The 18,303-nt window shown below is 46.4% G+C and carries 17 protein-coding genes; 10 read left to right on the top strand and 7 right to left on the bottom strand.

The annotated features are described in order from the left end of the window. The first annotated feature begins 4 nt into the window (after positions 1 to 4). The 7 genes from phnW (at position 5) to J2Z65_RS13835 (ending at position 7,968) form a co-directional block, all read left to right on the top strand. Positions 5 to 1,120, top strand: a complete 1,116-nt coding sequence (phnW, locus tag J2Z65_RS13865; protein WP_167062674.1) for a 2-aminoethylphosphonate--pyruvate transaminase — start codon at positions 5 to 7, stop codon at positions 1,118 to 1,120. A 144-nt stretch (positions 1,121 to 1,264) separates the two neighbouring features. Then, a complete protein-coding gene (locus J2Z65_RS13860; protein ID WP_167061012.1) occupies positions 1,265 to 2,368 on the top strand; it encodes a putative 2-aminoethylphosphonate ABC transporter substrate-binding protein in 1,104 nt (367 codons plus the stop codon). Between the two features lie 124 nt (positions 2,369 to 2,492). After that, positions 2,493 to 3,530 (top strand): putative 2-aminoethylphosphonate ABC transporter ATP-binding protein, encoded by a 1,038-nt coding sequence (locus J2Z65_RS13855; RefSeq protein ID WP_167061009.1) that lies wholly within the window; start codon positions 2,493 to 2,495, stop codon positions 3,528 to 3,530. Then, positions 3,530 to 5,251, top strand: coding sequence for a putative 2-aminoethylphosphonate ABC transporter permease subunit (locus J2Z65_RS13850; protein ID WP_167061006.1), 1,722 nt, complete (start codon positions 3,530 to 3,532; stop codon positions 5,249 to 5,251). The genes J2Z65_RS13855 and J2Z65_RS13850 overlap by 1 nt, the downstream gene beginning before the upstream one ends. Before the next feature lie 46 nt (positions 5,252 to 5,297). Continuing rightward, on the top strand, positions 5,298 to 6,086 hold the full coding sequence (locus J2Z65_RS13845) for a DeoR/GlpR family DNA-binding transcription regulator (protein WP_167061003.1): 789 nt from the start codon (positions 5,298 to 5,300) through the stop codon (positions 6,084 to 6,086). Between the two features lie 50 nt (positions 6,087 to 6,136). After that, entirely contained in the window at positions 6,137 to 7,156 is a 1,020-nt protein-coding gene (locus J2Z65_RS13840; protein WP_167061000.1) for a hypothetical protein, read from the top strand. Continuing rightward, positions 7,153 to 7,968 (top strand): hypothetical protein, encoded by an 816-nt coding sequence (locus tag J2Z65_RS13835; RefSeq protein ID WP_167060997.1) that lies wholly within the window; start codon positions 7,153 to 7,155, stop codon positions 7,966 to 7,968. Before J2Z65_RS13840 ends, J2Z65_RS13835 begins: the two co-directional genes overlap by 4 nt. A gap of 614 nt (positions 7,969 to 8,582) precedes the next feature. On the opposite strand, the gene J2Z65_RS13830 is transcribed toward J2Z65_RS13835, so the two are convergent. Next, on the bottom strand, positions 8,583 to 9,134 hold the full coding sequence (locus J2Z65_RS13830; protein WP_167060995.1) for a hypothetical protein: 552 nt from the start codon (positions 9,132 to 9,134) through the stop codon (positions 8,583 to 8,585). A gap of 208 nt (positions 9,135 to 9,342) precedes the next feature. After that, positions 9,343 to 11,031 carry a DUF2339 domain-containing protein gene (locus tag J2Z65_RS13825; RefSeq protein WP_167060993.1) on the bottom strand — a complete coding sequence of 563 codons (1,689 nt, stop codon included), beginning with the start codon at positions 11,029 to 11,031 and terminating at the stop codon, positions 9,343 to 9,345. Positions 11,032 to 11,190: 159 nt separating this feature from the next. On the opposite strand from J2Z65_RS13825, the gene J2Z65_RS13820 reads away from it, so the two are divergent. Both J2Z65_RS13820 and J2Z65_RS13815 read left to right on the top strand, forming a co-directional pair. Then, a complete protein-coding gene (locus J2Z65_RS13820) occupies positions 11,191 to 11,469 on the top strand; it encodes a hypothetical protein (RefSeq protein WP_167060991.1) in 279 nt (92 codons plus the stop codon). A 176-nt stretch (positions 11,470 to 11,645) separates the two neighbouring features. Continuing rightward, positions 11,646 to 13,403 carry a glycoside hydrolase family 2 protein gene (locus J2Z65_RS13815; RefSeq protein WP_167060989.1) on the top strand — a complete coding sequence of 586 codons (1,758 nt, stop codon included), beginning with the start codon at positions 11,646 to 11,648 and terminating at the stop codon, positions 13,401 to 13,403. A gap of 37 nt (positions 13,404 to 13,440) precedes the next feature. Here J2Z65_RS13815 and J2Z65_RS35880 read toward each other — a convergent pair whose 3' ends face one another. Continuing rightward, a complete protein-coding gene (locus J2Z65_RS35880) occupies positions 13,441 to 14,139 on the bottom strand; it encodes a hypothetical protein (protein ID WP_338111716.1) in 699 nt (232 codons plus the stop codon). Between J2Z65_RS35880 and J2Z65_RS36120 the strand changes: the two genes are divergently transcribed. Beyond that, positions 14,105 to 14,185 (top strand): hypothetical protein, encoded by an 81-nt coding sequence (locus J2Z65_RS36120; protein WP_420850843.1) that lies wholly within the window; start codon positions 14,105 to 14,107, stop codon positions 14,183 to 14,185. The genes J2Z65_RS35880 and J2Z65_RS36120 overlap by 35 nt on opposite strands. Here J2Z65_RS36120 and J2Z65_RS13800 read toward each other — a convergent pair. From J2Z65_RS13800 to J2Z65_RS13785, 4 genes are all read right to left on the bottom strand, one after another. Continuing rightward, positions 14,172 to 14,366, bottom strand: a complete 195-nt coding sequence (locus J2Z65_RS13800; RefSeq protein WP_167060983.1) for a class I SAM-dependent methyltransferase — start codon at positions 14,364 to 14,366, stop codon at positions 14,172 to 14,174. The genes J2Z65_RS36120 and J2Z65_RS13800 overlap by 14 nt on opposite strands. Before the next feature lie 170 nt (positions 14,367 to 14,536). Beyond that, entirely contained in the window at positions 14,537 to 15,412 is an 876-nt protein-coding gene (locus tag J2Z65_RS13795) for an ABC transporter permease subunit (RefSeq protein ID WP_167060981.1), read from the bottom strand. Between the two features lie 16 nt (positions 15,413 to 15,428). Next, on the bottom strand, positions 15,429 to 16,358 hold the full coding sequence (locus tag J2Z65_RS13790; protein ID WP_167060979.1) for an ABC transporter permease: 930 nt from the start codon (positions 16,356 to 16,358) through the stop codon (positions 15,429 to 15,431). A gap of 69 nt (positions 16,359 to 16,427) precedes the next feature. After that, positions 16,428 to 18,083 (bottom strand): type 2 periplasmic-binding domain-containing protein, encoded by a 1,656-nt coding sequence (locus J2Z65_RS13785; RefSeq protein ID WP_167060968.1) that lies wholly within the window; start codon positions 18,081 to 18,083, stop codon positions 16,428 to 16,430. Positions 18,084 to 18,303 lie beyond the last annotated feature (220 nt).

Genomic DNA, 18,303 nt, shown 5'->3' with positions numbered 1-18,303 from the left:
AACAATGAATCAACTACCGGATAACCCGTATTTATTGCTAACACCAGGCCCATTATCGACAAGTAAAAAAGTGAAGGCAGCCATGCTGCGAGACTGGTGTACATGGGATCAGGATTACAATCAACTTGTGCAGTCCATTCGCAGCCGGCTTGTCACGATGGCATCCAGTAAACCGGATGATTATACCACAGTGCTCATGCAAGGAAGCGGAACCTTTTGTGTGGAGTCGGTTATTGGATCCGTCATTCCCAAAGAAGGCAAGCTGCTCGTTCTAACTAACGGTGCTTATGGGAAAAGAATTGCTCAAATGGCGGAAGTTCTCGGTATTTATTCGATCGTTCTGGATGCTGGCGAAACAAAGCCTGTTAATGTCAAGCAGCTTGAGGAAGTACTGAAGGTAGATGCGTCGATCACGCACGTTGCGGTTGTTCATGTTGAAACTACTACGGGCATGATCAATCCTGTCGCGGAAGTAGCCCGTGTAGCCAAACAGTACGGCAAAACGTTGATTGTGGATGCCATGAGTTCTTTTGGCGGCATTCCGATTGATGTAGCGGCGCTTAACATCGATTATTTAATCAGCAGTGCGAATAAATGCATACAAGGTGTACCTGGTTTTGGATTTATCATTGCGCATAGAGAGTCTTTGCTCAAGTGCAAAGGCTTAGGTCGCTCCTTATCCTTAGATCTCTACGACCAATGGGAGACCATGGAACAAGGCAATGGCAAATGGCGCTATACATCGCCAACGCATACGGTACGAGCTTTTGATCAAGCTCTTCAGGAGTTGGAGGAAGAAGGCGGCGTTGCGCGCAGATTTGAAAGGTTCACTCGTAACCAACAAACGTTGGTTGCCGGTATGCAGCGGATGGGCCTGCAAACTTTACTTGCGACTGAGCTGCAATCGCCGATTATTACATCATTCCTTTACCCGGAGTCACCTGTGTTTTCCTTTGATGAGTTCTATTCACGTATTAAGCAGGAAGGCTTTGTTATCTACCCAGGCAAAATAACAGCCGCGGCAACGTTCCGAATCGGAAATATCGGCGATATTCATCTCCCTGATATTGAACGATTGCTTGCAGGCATCGAAAGACAGTTATTTTGGAAAACCGTCTAAAACAAACTTAAAAACAACTAATAAAATATAAAAACAAACATTTTACGTGTATTTAATACTGAATTTACAAATCTATTTTATACTTTATTTATCAGGTTAAAGAAAACAAAGCCGATAAATTCGAATGAAGGTGGGAGTAGGAAGATGAAAAGATCAGTAGGAAGCGCAGTAGCATTGTTGACAGTTGCCATTATGTTAGGGGCTTGCGGCGGTAAAGCGGTAAGTACAGACGGAGCGAAAACAGGGACACCCGCACCGGCAGCAAGCGCGGATGTGAGTGTGGATACGAAAAGCAAGGATCTAACTGTGTACACGGCGTTGGAAGATGATCAAATCAAAACGTACTTAACAACTTTTAAAGCTAAATATCCGGATGTCAAAGTAAATATCGTTCGCGATTCTACAGGAATCGTAACAGCCAAATTGCTTGCTGAGAAAGATAACACGCAAGCGGACGTAGTATGGGGCTTAGCTGCAACAAGCTTGCTGGTGCTTGATCAGAACAGCATGCTAGAGCCATATGCACCAAAAGGCGTAGAACGTATTCTGCCCGATTTTAAAGATAAAAATCCAGTAACGCACTGGGTTGGTATCGATGCATGGGAAACAGCGTTCATCGTCAACAAAGTGGAAATGGAGAAGCGTAAGCTTGCCATTCCGCAATCTTATGAGGATCTGGTGAAGCCGGAATACAAAGGGCTGATTACAATGCCGAATCCTTCGTCTTCAGGTACTGGTTTCTTGACGGTTTCCGGATTGGTTCAATTGAAAGGCAACGATGCTGCATGGGATTATATGAACAAATTGCATGATAACATTGCGATGTATGTTCATTCCGGTTCCAAACCGGCCAAATTAGCTGGTACTGGCGAATATCCGATTGGTATTTCCTTCGGTTACCGCGGTATTCAAGAGAAGAAAAGCGGTTCTCCGGTTGAAGTTGTATTCCCGAAAGAAGGCTCCGGCTGGGATGTTGAAGCAAATGCTCTCATGAAAAAGAAAGTTGTTAAGCAAGTGGCTAAAGACTTCCTCGATTGGGCAATTACGGACGACGTAATGAAAGAATACAATAAGAACTACGCGATTCTAGCTATTAAGACCGATGCTGCAAAAATCCCTGACGGCTATACGGTTGATCCGGTCAAACAATTGATTAAGAACGATTTGAACGATGCAGCCAAAAAACGCGACAGTGTTCTGGCTGAGTGGGACAAGCGTTTCAACGCTAAAAGCGAACCGAAAAAATAAAATGAAAACCAAGAAAAGGCTGACTGCGAACCATGCTTTGCAGCAGTCTTTTTTCTATCATTAACAAACCGATAACAAATCGAGATTATACTAGAGCTAACAAGGCTTAGGAGGCTGCTTGATCATGACACAAGCTTACTTGTCCATTCAAGGGGTAAACAAAACATTTGGATCTTTCAGCGCTTTGAAAAATATTCATATTGATATTCAGAAAAATGAATTCATTTGCTTGCTAGGCCCCAGCGGGTGCGGCAAAACGACGCTGTTGCGCATTATTGCCGGATTGGAGAAGCCGACCCAAGGCCGCATTCTTGTTGGCGGTAAAGATATCACTGCACTGCCGCCGGCCAAAAGAAACTTTGGCATGGTGTTCCAGTCCTATGCGCTTTTTCCGAATCTGACGGCTTATCAGAACGTGGCTTATGGCCTGCAGGGCAAGAAATTTTCGAAGAAAGAGATCGATGAGAAAGTGCGTGAAGTCCTAACATTGGTTGATCTGCTGCATCTCCATGACCGTTACCCCGCACAAATGTCCGGCGGGCAGCAGCAACGTGTCGCATTGGCTCGCGCAATCGTGCTGTCACCCGATTTCCTGCTTCTGGATGAACCGCTTTCTGCACTGGATGCCAAGGTTCGCATAAAGCTTCGTGAACAGATTTGCGAACTGCAGGACAAGCTCGGCATTACAACTGTGATGGTCACACATGATCAAGAGGAAGCGCTCACGATGGCAGATCGCATTGTCGTGATGAAAAACTCCGAGGTCGTCCAATTGGGAACTCCGGAAGAAGTATATGAGCAGCCGAATTCGGCCTTTGTTGCCGATTTTATCGGGTCGATTAATTTCTTGGAGAACGAGCACCGGGATGGGGGGGCGCCGAGACGAAGTCTAGCAATTCGACCTGAGCATATTCGCCTTTTTGCACCGGGATCGAGCAAAGGTATGAAAGCGGTAGTGAAGCATGTCGAGTTCCGTGGTGCCTTCTACAGAGTGCTGCTTCAACCGGCAGCAAGCAGCGGCTACCAGAATGTGCTTCTGACGGTGGATGTTTCTGCACAAGCGTCGCACCAGCTCGGGCTTGCCAAACATGCCGAGGTATCCGTTGAATTTCCGCAGGAGAAGATGATTACCTTTCCGGCAGATAGCATGGTAGGTGCCTAATGAACAAGGGAATAGTCAGCATGAATCCGCCGATCCGACGTCACTTGGGAACCTTCTTTTCATTGCAAAATGTGTTGATTGTTCTGCTAGTACTTACATTAACAACAAGCACGTTAATTCCGTTAATTCTCTTATTCAGCAAAGCATTGTTAAATAAAAATGAGGAATTCATTGGACTTTCCAATTTTATTCAGTATTTCTCAACGCCTTCCTTACTGCAATCGCTAACGAATACGATTTGGATTTCAGTGCTTTCAACAGCACTTGCCGTTGTTCTTGCATTCGCCTATGCCTACGGCATAAGCCGCACCGCTATCCGGGGGAAAAGCTATTTCCGTTATGTTGCTTTGCTGCCGCTCTTTCAGCCGACGATGATGCATGGAATAGCACTTACCTACTTGTTTGGGAATCAAGGCATGATCACGAACGGTTTTTTCGGACTCACGCCTGGTCTCCGCATTCCCATATACGGCCCAATTGGGATCGTTATCTCTGAAGTGATTTATTTATTTCCTCAGGCATTTCTGATCTTTATTACAGCTTTGTCAATGACCGACCAGCGGCTCTATGAAGCAGCGGAATCGCTGGGCGCGAATAAATTCAAAACCTTTTTCAGCGTAACGTTACCGTCCGTCAAATACGGCCTCATAAGTGCCATTTTCGTTTGTTTTACAGCTAGTTTTACGGATTTCGGGGCGCCTCAAGCCATTGGAGGAAAGTTTAACGTACTAGCAACGGATATTTACAAGCAAGTGATCGGGCAGCAGAACTTATCTATGGGGGCAACGGTCGGTATCCTGCTCACGATTCCTGCCATTATTGCTTTTGCTGTAGACCGTTTCGTAGAACGCAAACAGCGCTCGATGCTTTCATCGAAATCAACGCCGTATCGTGTGCCGGATGGACATGCCCGGGACAGGTTTTACCGCGTATTTTGCCTCTTAATCTCAATTGCGATCTTGGTTCCATTGATCACGATATTATTCGCTTCGTTCGTGAAAGTGTGGCCGTACAATTTGAGCTTTAGCTTCAAACACTATGACTTCTCGAGTGTGGCGGGGTCAGGTTTGGAGCCGTTCTGGAATTCGCTTAAAGTCTCTCTCCTAACAGCGGTCGCGGGCACGATGATAACCTTTATTTTCGCGTATTTAATTGAAAAGACCAGATCCATGAAGGGAATGCGGCAGGTAGGTTATTTCTTGTCTATTTTACCGCTTGCGCTTCCGGGGATGGTCATTGGTCTGGCATATATTTTCTTCTTTAATGATCCGAGCAATCCATTGAATTGGATTTATGGCACTATGGCGATCATTGTGCTTGCGAACATTACGCATTTCTATGCGGTGCCCTTCATTACGGCTACGACAGCGCTGAAGAAGCTGGACAAGGAGTTCGAGCTCGTCTCGGAGTCAATGCGTGTACCTTTTTACAAAACCTTTCTCAGAGTAACAGTCCCTATGTCATTGCCGGCTATTATCGAAATCGCCATGTACTTTTTTGTTAACTCCATGGTTACAGTATCTGCCGTTGTGTTTCTCCGATCTGCGGATATGAATCTGGCGGCTGTCGCCTTGGTCAATATGGAAGATGCTGGTGATGTAGCAGCCGCTGCCGCGATGTCTACGCTTATTGTCGGGACGAATATCACTGTCCGTTTGGTGTACGAGTTTATTTTAAAAAAGGTAAAAAAGAGAACGGCTGCTTGGCAAATGCCAAAGTAAGACCGTCCTACCGTACAAAAGATGCATAAATTGGAGGATTCAACCTATGTCTTTGATTGGTGAAGAACGTAAGAACTATATTCTCAATCAGTTGAATTTGGAAGGCAAAGTCAAGACGAATGATATGGTCGAACGTTTGGAAGTTTCTTCAGAGACGATACGCCGGTATTTGGAGGAGCTGGAGGAAGAAAATAAATTGAAACGGGTATACGGCGGCGCGGTCAAAATTAATTTGTCCCGGGATGAGCCTTCACACCTGAAAAGGGAAGTGCTGTACGCGGACGAGAAGCGGAGAATTGGCAGAGCGGCAGCGACGATTGTTGAGGATAATGACGTCATCTTCATTGATGACGGAACGACAACTCTGCACATCATCGATTATTTACTCAACAAGAAAAACCTGACGGTTCTAACGATATCCATTCCTGCCCTGTACTTGCTAATTGACTATAAAAATAAAGGACTGTTCTCAGGGGACATCTTTATGATTGGCGGCAAGGTTAACGCTATGCATTCCAGGGTAACAGGGCTATTGGCTGAGAAGATGGTGGAAAACTTCAATGCAGATAAGGCGTTCTTATCCGTGGACGGCATGATGCTGGACAAAGGGATCACGGGTTTTGAAGAAAGCAAAGGTCAATTGACGCAGCAAATGATGAAATTTGCCAAACAAAACATCGTACTCTGCGATCACTCGAAGTTCGGGCTTGTGCAATTTTACAAAATTGCGGATTTAAAAGAGATCGACATCATTGTAAGCGATGTTCCTGCTCCCAAGGAGTGGCTGAATGAACTGCAGAAAAAAGGTGTCATATGGATCTCATCGATCGACTAGCTATGTTATGATAGTACCGTAATCATGACAAATGTTGGGGGATGATCGATTTGTCAGTACAACTGAATGAGGCGCGATCCGTGGGAAACATCAGCATTGCAAAGCATGCCGTTACGATGCTGATGGGAAAGTGGTTGATTGTAGGATTATTTATCGATGGCTTCGCTCATAACCACGGTGCGGTCGAAACTTTTTTTACGCCATGGCATGCCATTTTGTACTCGGGGTACTTGGCTTGTGCGATCTGGATTTATTTGATTACTTATCAGAATAAAGCAAGAACCCGCCAAGCCACATGGGCTGCGGCGGTTCCGACAGGCTATGGACTAGGCGCAGCGGGAGTTATCATCTTCTTCATCGGCGGGCTTGGCGATATGCTGTGGCATACAATTTTTGGTATCGAAAAAAATATTGAGGCACTCCTAAGTCCAACGCATCTAATTCTATTGACCGGAGCGCTGATGATTCTGACCAGCCCGTATCGTGCGATGAGTTACACGGAGAAGGAGGCGTCGCCAAGCTTTCGCCGGTTGCTGCCAGCTTTGACTTCGGTGGCGTTAACCTTTGCCGTGATGGCTTTTTTTCTCATGTATGCCTGGTCGTTTCGCCAAAATTTATGGATGGCTAGGGAGCAAGACGCAGTGGCTAAAGCTGTTGTGGATTTTCTGGTAACAACGATGGTACTCGTTTTACCCGTCATGCTTGTTTTAAGGCGATGGAAGCTGCCATTTGGCACGGTGACTTATTTCTTTGTTTTTGAGGCTGTATTGATGGCTGTTCTTGATGGCTTTACGCATTACGGCTCTATTGTGATTCTGCTCATTAGCGGGATTGTCGGGGATGTGCTATTTTCATGGATGAAAGAGAGAGATCCAGGCTCGTGGCAATTTCGAGGGGTGTTCTTTTTGCTTCCTGTTCTCATATGGGGCTTATATTTTGCGGATTTACGCATGTTCCACACGTTAGATTGGACCCCTGAGCTGTGGGGAGGCACGATGTTTATTTGCGGCCTGTCCTCAATGGGATTAAGTATACTGACGACTCCGCTGCGAACTGGGAAAAATCAATGAAACAGCTTGTATGGATTCTCATGAGCGTGGCTGTTCTATTAGCCGCTTGCGGGAAGCAAACGGTCACACCTGACATGACAGGAATGGAGATGCCCGGAGCTGCGCAGGCGCATGTTCACAGCAGTGAAGCGATTGCGCATTTTTCAGTTGCCGCGGATCGTTATATGCCGAATGAAGAAGCAACGATCACCATTCTCATTCAAGATAAATGGAATAGACCGATTGATGCTTTTGACCTTATGCATGAGAAACTGATGCACCTGATCGTGGTGAGCAAGGACCTTTCCTATTTTGACCATCTGCATCCCGAATACGTTGGAAAAGGACAGTTCGAGGTCAAGACGAAGTTCCCGGCAGCAGGCTATTATCAGCTTATTGCCGATTTCACACCGCAGGGGATGGGCGAGACGGTGCAAACGCACTGGGTTACGATTAACGGTAAGGAACCGAAGCAAACCGTGCTTCAGCCGGATACGACTCTCTCCAAAAAAATAGGAGACAAAGAAGTGACACTGTCGTTCGACCATCTGATGGCGGGCATGAGTCTAGATATGATCTTCACAATTAAGAATGCGGTAACGAAACAGCCTATTACGGATCTGCAGCCTTTTCTCGGCAGTTTGGGGCATGTGGTTGCGATCAGCGCCGATGCGAAGGAGTATGTCCACGTCCATCCCAATGACCAGAAGGGCTCGGGTCCTGAGGCACGCTTCGCCATCCTCTTCCCCAAGAGCGGTATCTACAAAATATGGGGTCAATTTCAGCATCAGAATGAAGTATTCATCGTGCCTTTTATCGTCAAGGTGCCATAATACCGTTTTATTACAATGTCTACAGTAATTTGTAATCAAAAAGAAATGTGTTTTTCATCTGCTTTTAATGAAACAGGCTTATACTAGAACTCGACCCCCTTTAAAATATATATACCTTAAGACCCGCAGCCCGTTGCTGTGGGTCTCTTTTTTGATAGGGGAACTGACAGGCCGCTATTTTGCCAAAAAGATCCCTTTGCGTGAAGGAAAGGGAACTAGGGTCCGCTACTTCGCCATTTTGACACATAGTTGGAGGATGGAGGTTGAATAAGAGCCTGTAGTTCCCCCAAACCCGCGAAATTCGGCTATTTGCACATAAATAAGGGAACGGAGTTCCCCTATTTATGGCGGGGCATCCATGTTTGGGATAAGCGTATGTAGCATGACGATGTATCCAGCCTTATGCAGAGGTAGCAAAAAGCAGAACAAAAAGGGAATGGATATGGGGTGGCAAAGCGAAAGCGTCCGGTTGGATCCCAATAACCACTTCCCTCCCCATGCTCGAACAAGACAAGGACCTAGCCGCAGGCTAGGTTTTTCGTGCGTCTTCCCGGACATGCAAAAGAAAAAAGAACAGGTCGAATATCGCATTCGCCTGTTCATTTAGGTTGAACTTATTTTTTCGCTGCGTCAGTGACAACGAATTTGTCGTTTACTTTTTTGGTCGTGTAGGTCGCGCCGTCTTTGGTCGTGAATTTGACTTGATCCGCTGTATTCGCCGCATCGAACGTGATATCCGCTTTGGATGTATTCAACAGGTTAGTCGGGAAGAACTCGGCTGGGCTCGTTACAATGGCTCCGTCTGCCTTCTGCTCAGTCAAGTAGTGAGCTGCTAATTTATCGGCCATCGCCGCATCGAAATAGCTGGAAAGGAATTTGACAGCTTTCTCTTTGCTATCAGCTGCGATAGGGTTAAGAATAAGCTTACCATCTTTGGATTTCGCTTCTCCGAAGAGGAAGCCCACTTTCTCTTGTGCAATTCTGGCACTGATATAGCCTTTCATATTGACAGCGTCCTGAGTTTCGGCGGTTGCTTGCGGTGAAGCAGCAGCGCTAGTCGTTGGAGCAGGGCTTGTTGTTGTATTTTTCGGTGCTGAGGAGCAGGCTGCTCCGGTAACCATCATCGTAAGCAGGATCACGCCTGCAGCTGTTTTTTTCAAAATCATGACTGATACACCTCTTCATCATATGAATGTATGTATTTGTAAAAAAATACATAATATATTTAAAATTTTATATGCAAGACTAGAATATACGCTATTTTTAGGGGTAATGCAATGATTTCAAGGAAAGTTCACATTCTATTATGTCCCCCCAAAAATGAAAAAAACCTTCACATCCACGAGGTAGTGGAGTGAAGGTTTGTAGGTTAAGTCAACAATCTTTAGTTTCCTTACGTTTATAAAACAACCTGGAAATCCCAACTCCTATAGCCCCAAGTCCGATAAAAAGGATGGCACGGATGGCGGTCGATACGTCAGGTAAATCAATGAAAATGATTTTGAGCAAAGTAACGAATAAGAAAAGGATGCCGATCAGACGCGCCTTCGCCCGCCGCACAAACAGTCCTGCAATAATGAGAAGCACGGCGTATACCGCCCAGACCCCTGAGAGGATAAGATGTTGGTAGCCGACTCCCAGCCCGTTAGTTAGGACATTCGTTAACTGGGAGACGTAGATAAGCAGCAGAATGAATGCCATCCATAGCAATAACAGAGGGAATTGCACCGATACAATGCCTTTCCGGGCAGAAGAACGAAAGACGGCATAGAGGCCGCAAATGGTGGCCACGAGCACCAGCCAACCGAATGACTCATTGGATCCTATGTGATGGATGGGATGGGCGAATACAAACAGCATCCCGATGAAATAGGTGAGAGCACCGCTGATTTGCTGCATTCTGCTGTGGAAACGGATGCCCAGATAGAGAGCTATCCCGCCTTCGACTAGCAGCGCTGATCCGGCTTGGTCGGCATGAAGGATGTAAATAAGCCATAGGAAAATACTGAAGGTTGCGATCGAAAGTTGTACATAGAAAGCACGTTTTTGCCGGTAAAGCAAGAAGGATGTGCCGAGATACAAAATCGACCATAGGGCGAGCATCCACTCATAGAGGTGCCTATCTCCGGATGAAGTACCGTACAATCCGTATGTCCACGCCGCAAGCAGACCAAAGCTTAAGAACAAAGTGATACGCTGTCCGATTCGGCTGTCCTCCGATCGCAGAAGCCCAATTCCGAAAAGGAGCAGATGCTGCAAGACGACAATGGTGAGCAGAGCGGGACGGTCATTCGCATCATGAGTGAATAGGGTCGAAATGAGCAGCGGCAGATGGAGTACGCCAAAGGCGGTATAATAAGCACCGCGGAAGGAATACCGCAAGGAGAGCAGCATCATGGCCATGGAAAAAAGACCCTCATAACCAGCAAATATCCATATATTTGGATGTGCGGAGTCGACCATGAACGGAACAAGATAACCGGCGAGCAGGGTGATGATCATGAGTGCCTGAGATCGGTGGCGAATAGCTGTAAACACGCTCACTGCAATAGAAAGTATGTATAGAACAAACGCAAGTAAAGAGGGGAGGAGCTCAAAGAGCATATGCGCCGCGAAAAGCGACAGCATCAGAACCCCGCTCGCTCCGCCGAGCAGCACTTGCCCCAGCGCTGTACGCGTGCGGCGCATTTGCGCTTCCCCTTGCCAATACATAAGACCTGCGGCTGCGATTCCCAGAATACAACGCACCGGTTCAGTGATAATCCCGGCACTCACGGCAGCTGTAAAGCCCCAGAGAACGCCTAGCAGGAAGACGATGATAAATATGCGCGGCAGCCAGATGCGGGCGATTAAATGCTCCCAATCTCTCGGGGGAGCGGGAGTGGGCAGCTTGGGCTTGGTATCTCGATGCGGAGGAGACGGCTGTGATCGTTCCGCTTCAGGAGGCGGCCAATCTGACAACTGAGATTCCGAGGCCTTTTTTCGATCCAGCGCATGGTCTAGGAGTTGCTCAAGTTCTTTAACCTTTTTTTCCAAAGCGGCTACGCGTAGTTCTAGATCCATATTAGCCCCCTTATTGTTTGTGTTTTAGGTATGTTTTTCCATCTCTTTCTATGTTAACATGAGGCGGGCAACACGTGTATGCGGTGCGACAAATAAAAAGTGGGACAACTATGTTACAATAGTTATAAACACGAATAGGACAATAGGAGATGACCCATCATGAGCAAGGAATTAAATGAACAAGAGCTTATCCGTTTTATCGCTGAAAAATCAAAGGCAGATACGAAGCAAATAGAGCTCGTGCTAAAGTACGAGAAAGCGTACATACTCAAAGCCGAAGAAAATGCTAAAGGGGAAGTAGACATCGACAGCGACGAGTTGATCGATCATATTCTGAGCAGGCCGGATGTGAAATTAACGGAGCTGGCGGTGGACACCATTTTGGAAGCGGAAATGGCGTACTTGATGCAGCATGGATTCGCCGGATACATGGATTAAGGAAAGGGACGATGCAGGAATTACTCCTGTTTCGTTCTTTTTTTGTTTTGTGTAACCCAAGAGTTAATTGAATAACATGTATTGACAGTTATTCGGCTTCGGATGATAATAGTCTTAGTTGTATTCGACTTATTTAATTAACTTATTAATTAACATTATGGAGGTAGCTGTTACCCATGACTAATCAACCCCGAGCAGAATACCCAAGACCTCAATTTGTACGAGACAGTTGGATGAACCTGAATGGCGATTGGGAGTTTGAATTTGATGATGAACGCATTGGCAGCAAAGAGAAGTGGCATTTAGGGAATAAAGCACTATCCAAAACGATTCAAGTCCCATTCGCTTTTCAAAGTAAGCTAAGCGGTATCGGCAGCAATGAATTTCATGATGTTGTGTGGTACCGCAGAGAGTTGGTCATTCCGGATGCATTTGCAAATAAGCGGATTTTGCTCCACTTTGGGGCGGTTGATTACGATGCTTCCGTTTGGGTAAACGGCAACTTGGTAGCTGTGCATGAAGGCGGACATACACCGTTTCATGCGGATATTACCGATGCCCTGGAGGATGGGAAGAATACATTGGTTGTCAAAGCCGTCGATTACAGCCGGGATGTGACGCTTCCCAGAGGGAAGCAGTACTGGCTTTCGGATTCGGCAAGCATTTTCTATACACGCACGACAGGCATTTGGCAAACGGTATGGATGGAAGCGGTATCTGCCGACGCCTATTTGGATAAAGTGAAAATCACCCCGGATATCGATGAAAAGCAGGTGGAATTCCAATTTTTCATTGAAGTCTCTAAACCGCAGGTTAAGCAGCAGGTGAAGGTTGAAATTACCTATAAAGGCGAGCTGGTTTCGGAGGACACTTATTTGCTGAAAGACAGCACAGGCGCTAGAAAGGTTCGTTTGAACGATTTTAACGATCATGGACTTGGCGGTTGGTGGACGCCGGAACATCCGAATTTATATGATGTTACATTCACCCTGTTGATCGATGAACAAGCGGTTGATGTCGTGACCAGCTATTTCGGGATGCGCAAGGTTTCAATCGAGAATGGCAAGCTTTGTCTCAACAATCGTCCTTACTTTCTGAAAATGGTGCTGGATCAAGGCTATTTCCCGGACGGAAATTTGACGCCGCCTAGTGATGAGGCGATTAAGCAGGATGTTGAGCTGACGAAAGCGATGGGCTTTAACGGCGCCCGCAAGCATCAGAAACTGGAAGATCCCAGATATTTGTACTGGTGCGATCAGCTCGGTCTTGTCGTTTGGAGCGAGGCGGCGAATGCTTATGAATATACGGAAAAGTATGTAGGACGGTTTACAAAAGAGTGGCAAGCGTCTGTCGAACGCGATTATAACCATCCTTCGATCATTGCTTGGGTCCCTCTGAATGAAAGTTGGGGAGTTCCCAATATTCAAATCGATAAAAGACAGCAGCAGCACGCGCTGACCATGTATCATTTGACCAAATCTCTCGATCCCATGCGTCCCGTCATCTCCAATGACGGTTGGGAGCTGGTGAAAACGGACTTGTTCGCCATCCATGATTATGAGTGGCGGGAAGAGGTGCTGCAAGAGCGTTACAGCTCAAAGGAGAAAGCTGTTCATGCAATGCCGGCTAACCGCCGCCTCTTTGTGGAGGGCTTCCCATACGAAGATCAACCGATCCTTGTTACCGAGTTTGGCGGCATAGCCTACAAAAAGAGCGACTGGGAAGGCTGGGGGTACTCGGGCGCGGATAACGATGAAGACTATGAGCAAAAGCTGCGAGCCGTCATACGTCCGTTGCTGAATTCTGGTGTTGTACAAGGTTATTGTTATACGCAATTAACAGATGTGGAGCAGGAAATAAACGGCTTGCTCACTTATGACCGGAAGCCGAAAATTCCGGTTGAATGGGTTAAAGCGATCAATGATCGTAAATAAGAGAAAGCCGGGGTGGCTGGATGCCCCCGGCTTTTTTTCATTCTTCGGCTTCCTCAATGCGAATGACAGCTTCATTGGAAAGCGCAGTGCCTGTGTGAACGGGACCATTGACCTGGTACACATAATTGGCAGACGCTCTAAGCGGAATGCGCTTTGTATTCGGTCGAAGAAGGATCACAGATGTATATGTGATTTCCGTTGTGGTTTGAGGAGGAATTACACCGAGTGACAAAGGTTGAGACGAACTTAGCGATTGGTTCATCTGAGCATCGTTGATTCGCAGAGTATCTGGGATCAGCGTCGTCAGTGGGGAAATCCAATCGTGAAGGAACATGATGCTTGCCGCAAGGTTGCCTGTGTTGGAAACACGAATCCGGTAATAGACGGCTTCTCCAGGCTCGGCAATAGCGGGACTTGCAAGAATCACGATGGCTACCATCGGCCGTAATAACTCGACGCTTACAGTATTGGACAGCACAGTATCGGAGACAACGCGGTCATCCGGCAGCCGGAACTGATATAACACCTCAGCATGGCTCGTAAGCAACGACTGTTCTGCAGAGATGGCAACGGCGTTTACGGTTACTAGGAACGTTACAATCATTTGGCTTTTTACTGGCATAATCCCGACATACAGAGAGCTCGCTACCGGTGAATTGTCATCCTCGCCGGATGTTAGAGTCGTGAAGAGCACCGATGTTATCGACGCGATCATTGGCGATACGATTACGTACACGGTTGTTGTCACCAATAGCGGCATTGAAGCGGTCAACAGTACATGACGGCAAGGAGATCGTTGACATAAGGCAGACTACGGCTTGCCATAACAAATTCAACGGAATTCTCAGGCAGTGGAATGCCGTCATTGATATTGCAAACCATGTCCACTTCCGGGCCGTCAATACGATCTATTCCAAAAAAATGCCTATGCTTATGCTTGCCGCATCCTAGATCAACTTTCATGATGGCCCCTCCTCTCAAATGAGTAACACTGTGGTCCTATAGTGTATGGCCAAGTTTGTTACGAGAAACTGCTATTGCCTAAAACTTCCAAAAGTAAGCGGGGAATGAAAAAACGCCGCCTCCTCAAGGAAGAGGCGGGCGGCGAATTCGTTTTCAGCGATATTACGATATTACCCTTTGACAGCGCCGATCATGACGCCTTTGACGAAATACTTTTGCACGAAAGGGTACAAAATGAGAATCGGTACGGAAGCTACCATGATTGTCGCATATTTAATCGTTTCCCCGATTTGGAATTGATCGGCCGCATTGGCACCGGTCGACATGGAGTCGGTGTTATTCGAGATCAGAATTTCCCTTAAGGTGAGCTGAAGCGGGTAGAGTTCACGATCTTTCAGGAAGATGGAAGCGTAGAACCAACCATTCCACTTTTCGACAGCATAATAGAGAATCATCACGGCAATAACAGGCATGGAGAGCGGGATGATGATGCGGAACAGGATGACAAAATGATTGGCCCCGTCCATTTTTGCAGATTCCTCAAGGCTTTCAGGCACGGCCATAAAGGCAGTACGCATTATTATCAAATTAAAGGTGTTTACGGCAAAAGGCAGAATCGTAGCCCACAGCGAGTCGATTAAGCCTACGCCTTTGACCACAAGATAGAGCGGTATGAGTCCGCCGCTGAAAAACATCGTGATGACGACGATGAAGATAAACACATTGTTCCACATCACATTTTTCCGTGAAAGGACATAAGCGCCTAATGAGGTGACGATAAGGTTGGTTGTGACACCGAATACCAGGATGAACAGCGTATTCCGGTAACCTTTGAGAATAGCAGGGTTGTTAAAAACGCTCTTGTAAGCTTCAATGCTGAAGCCCAATGGCTTAAACAGAAAGCCTTTATGGGTAATCAATTGCCCCGCGTCGCTGATGGAAGCGAGGGTGACGTAGAGAAGCGGATACAACGTAACGATAACAAGCGCGAGCAATACAATATGGATGATGGTAGTGAACGCTTTGTCCGAGTAGCTGGTTTTCACTTCAGTCCCTCCTTTCTCACCATAAGCTGCTTTGGCTAACTTTTTTACTGATTTTATTCGCGGCAATAAGCAATGCCAGATTGATGACGGAATTGAACAAGCCAACGGCGGAGCTGTAGCTCCAACCGAATTCAATCAATCCTTTTCGATAAACGAAGGAAGAAATAACGTCAGCCGTATCGTACGTGCTCGGATTGTAAAGCAAAATAATTTTCTCGAAGCCAACATTCAATAAATTCCCCATACGCAGAATGAACATGATGGCGATCGTCGGAAGAATACCCGGCAGGGTAATATGCCAGACCTGCTTTAGTCTGCTGGCTCCGTCTATTTTCGCCGCTTCATACTGCTCTTGATCGATCCCCATGAGAGCCGCTAAATAAATGATGGACTCCCACCCAATTTTCTGCCAAATTTCCGATAAAATATAGATGGTCCGGAACATCTCAGGCTTCTGCAGCATCGCCGTATCGCTGGCGCCAAAATGAGTCAGTAAGTTATTGATTAGTCCGCCATTATTCGTAAAATCTTTGATCATCCCGGCAATAACGATCAATGAAATAAAATACGGCATGTAGGTGACCGTTTGCACGAAACGCTGAAATCTTTTATTCGTCAACTCATTGATCAGAATCGCCAAAATAATAGGAGCAGGGAACTCAAAGCATAGGGAGTATAGCGAGATGATCACGGTGTTTTTGAGAATCCGCCAGAAATAATAGGAACTGAAGAAATCATTAAAGTGCTGGAAGCCGACCCATGCGCTGCCCAAAATACCTTTATTCGGGGTATACTCCTTGAATGCAATCAGAGCTCCATACATCGGCGCATAGTGGAAGATAATATAGTAGACCAGTACGGGCACCATCATCAGGTATAGATATTTATTGAGCACAAAATCGCGCTTGAAGCGAACTTGGAACGTAGCTTGCCCATCTTTACGCATGAGATCTCTCCTTTCGCCGCGGTTTTCTAGAAAAGAAGGGAGAGCGGATGCCCTCCCCTGGCGTGTTATCTATCTTTTGTTGTAACGGTCTAAGGAAGCTTTTTTGATTTCAAGCGCACGGCTCAGCTTAACGGACTTGAATTTTTCTTGATATTTATCGAAGGAGTCGACAGGCTCTGTGCCCAAAATAATTTTGAGCGTCATTTCATCGACCAACGTGTTGAGGTCTGTCATAATTTTGGCCAGCTCTGTACTTTCTTCCGGCGTAGCCGTGATTGGCGGCAGTTTATGTTTGTCTACGTCTGTTTTTTGCCAAGTTGTAACGGCATCACGTTGGGTTTGCAAAGCCAAATATTGCTCGATGTAACGCTTATCTTGAACGAATGGACCGTTGTAGTTACCACGGACGTATAGGGAAAGTGCTTGTGCCGGAGCCAATTTATCCGGATTTTTCATGACAAGGTCTGTGTATTTCGGATATCCGTTTTCCATTTTGTAGGAAACGCCTTCACTACCGAAGTTGAAGTAATTATGACCTTCTTCGGAGTAGCCGTAGTCAAGAAGCTTCGCTGCAGTCTCAATGTTCTTGGAAGAAGCTGTGATCGCAACCATACCGCCAGGTGAGAAGGATGGGTCTTTCTGGCCGTACATGGCAATGTCGCCTTTTTTGAGCACCGGATATGGCGCAGCAACGAGCACGCCTTTTGGATCTTTCGCAGTAATGAGCGGCTGCCATTTGCCGATACCGCCGCCTGCATTATTGACGGTAACACCTGTTGCGCCGGAGGCCATGTTGGCATCCAAAGCTTTGCCGTCTGCTGTTGCGAAGTTTTTATCAATCAGACCTTCTTCATACCATTTGTGAAGGGTTGCAAGGAAGTCTTTGTAGCCTTTTTCAGCCGGACCAAATTTAATGGTGCCATTGTCAATATAGAAATCACGCGTCACGCCATAAGCACCTGCGAAAGCGCCGTTTCCTAATTCGTTGAAAGGTCTTGGAACGCTAACGACCGAGAAAGCAGCGGTAGCGCCTTTTTTCTCTTTAAAGGCTTTGAGTGTCGTGTACCAATCGTCAATCGTTTCAGGAATCGGCAGACCTAGTTCATCCAGCCAGTCTTTCCGGATAATTGGACCTTGATATACACGCAAGTAATCATCGCCGCGAATGAATGGGAAGGAATAGTAGCTGCCGTTATCGGTTTTCACTTGTTTGTCGATTTCAGGATGTTCTTTGAGATATTTCTTCAAGTTAGGTGCAAATTTATCAATCGTATCATTGAGTTTCAAAATATAGCCGTCTTTGATCGCTTTTTCTGGACCGCCGGGAAATGCCCCTTGCCAGTCAAATTCGATCATATCCGGGAGATCGCCCGATGCTAACAAAACGTTCAATGCTTGCTGCCCTTGATTCGTAGGAGGCGCTAGGAATTTCAAAGGAACGCCGGTCTTTTTCTGCCAATCCTGGAAGAAAGGAATGTCTGCGTGAGCAGCTTTAACCCCCGTTACGTTGCCAGGCAGTTCGCCCCAGTACGTTAGGGTCTTGTCTGTTTTCAGCGGATACGAAGCAGGGGCAGCCGCCGGAGCTGTCGTTCCCGCGGCAGTCGCTTTCGGATTGGCGCTAGTTTCGGCTGTCGGCGTGTTGGATGATGAACAAGCGACAGTCAAGCTTCCCATTAACGTTGTTGCGACAAGCACAGTAAACATCTTTTTTCTGTTTTTTTGCATAGGTTGACCTCCTGAGAGTTTTTTTTACGCCTAACAAGTGCATATGAATCTGCTGGATGAGGTGCCGTATGTCACAATTCAAATATATGATAACGCTTACAATTGAGCTATCTGCAAAATGTCCAATTGCTTCTCGAATTATTGAATTATGCTCTACAAAATATCCAATTCGGTCTTCAAAATAGCCAAAATGGACCCCGAAAAATGAAAAGGACAGCCA

Origin of the sequence: Paenibacillus aceris, from assembly GCF_017874035.1 — a bacterium.
Taxonomy (GTDB): Bacteria; Bacillota; Bacilli; order Paenibacillales; family NBRC-103111; genus Paenibacillus_E; species Paenibacillus_E aceris.
This window is presented reverse-complemented; position numbering and strand designations above follow the sequence as displayed.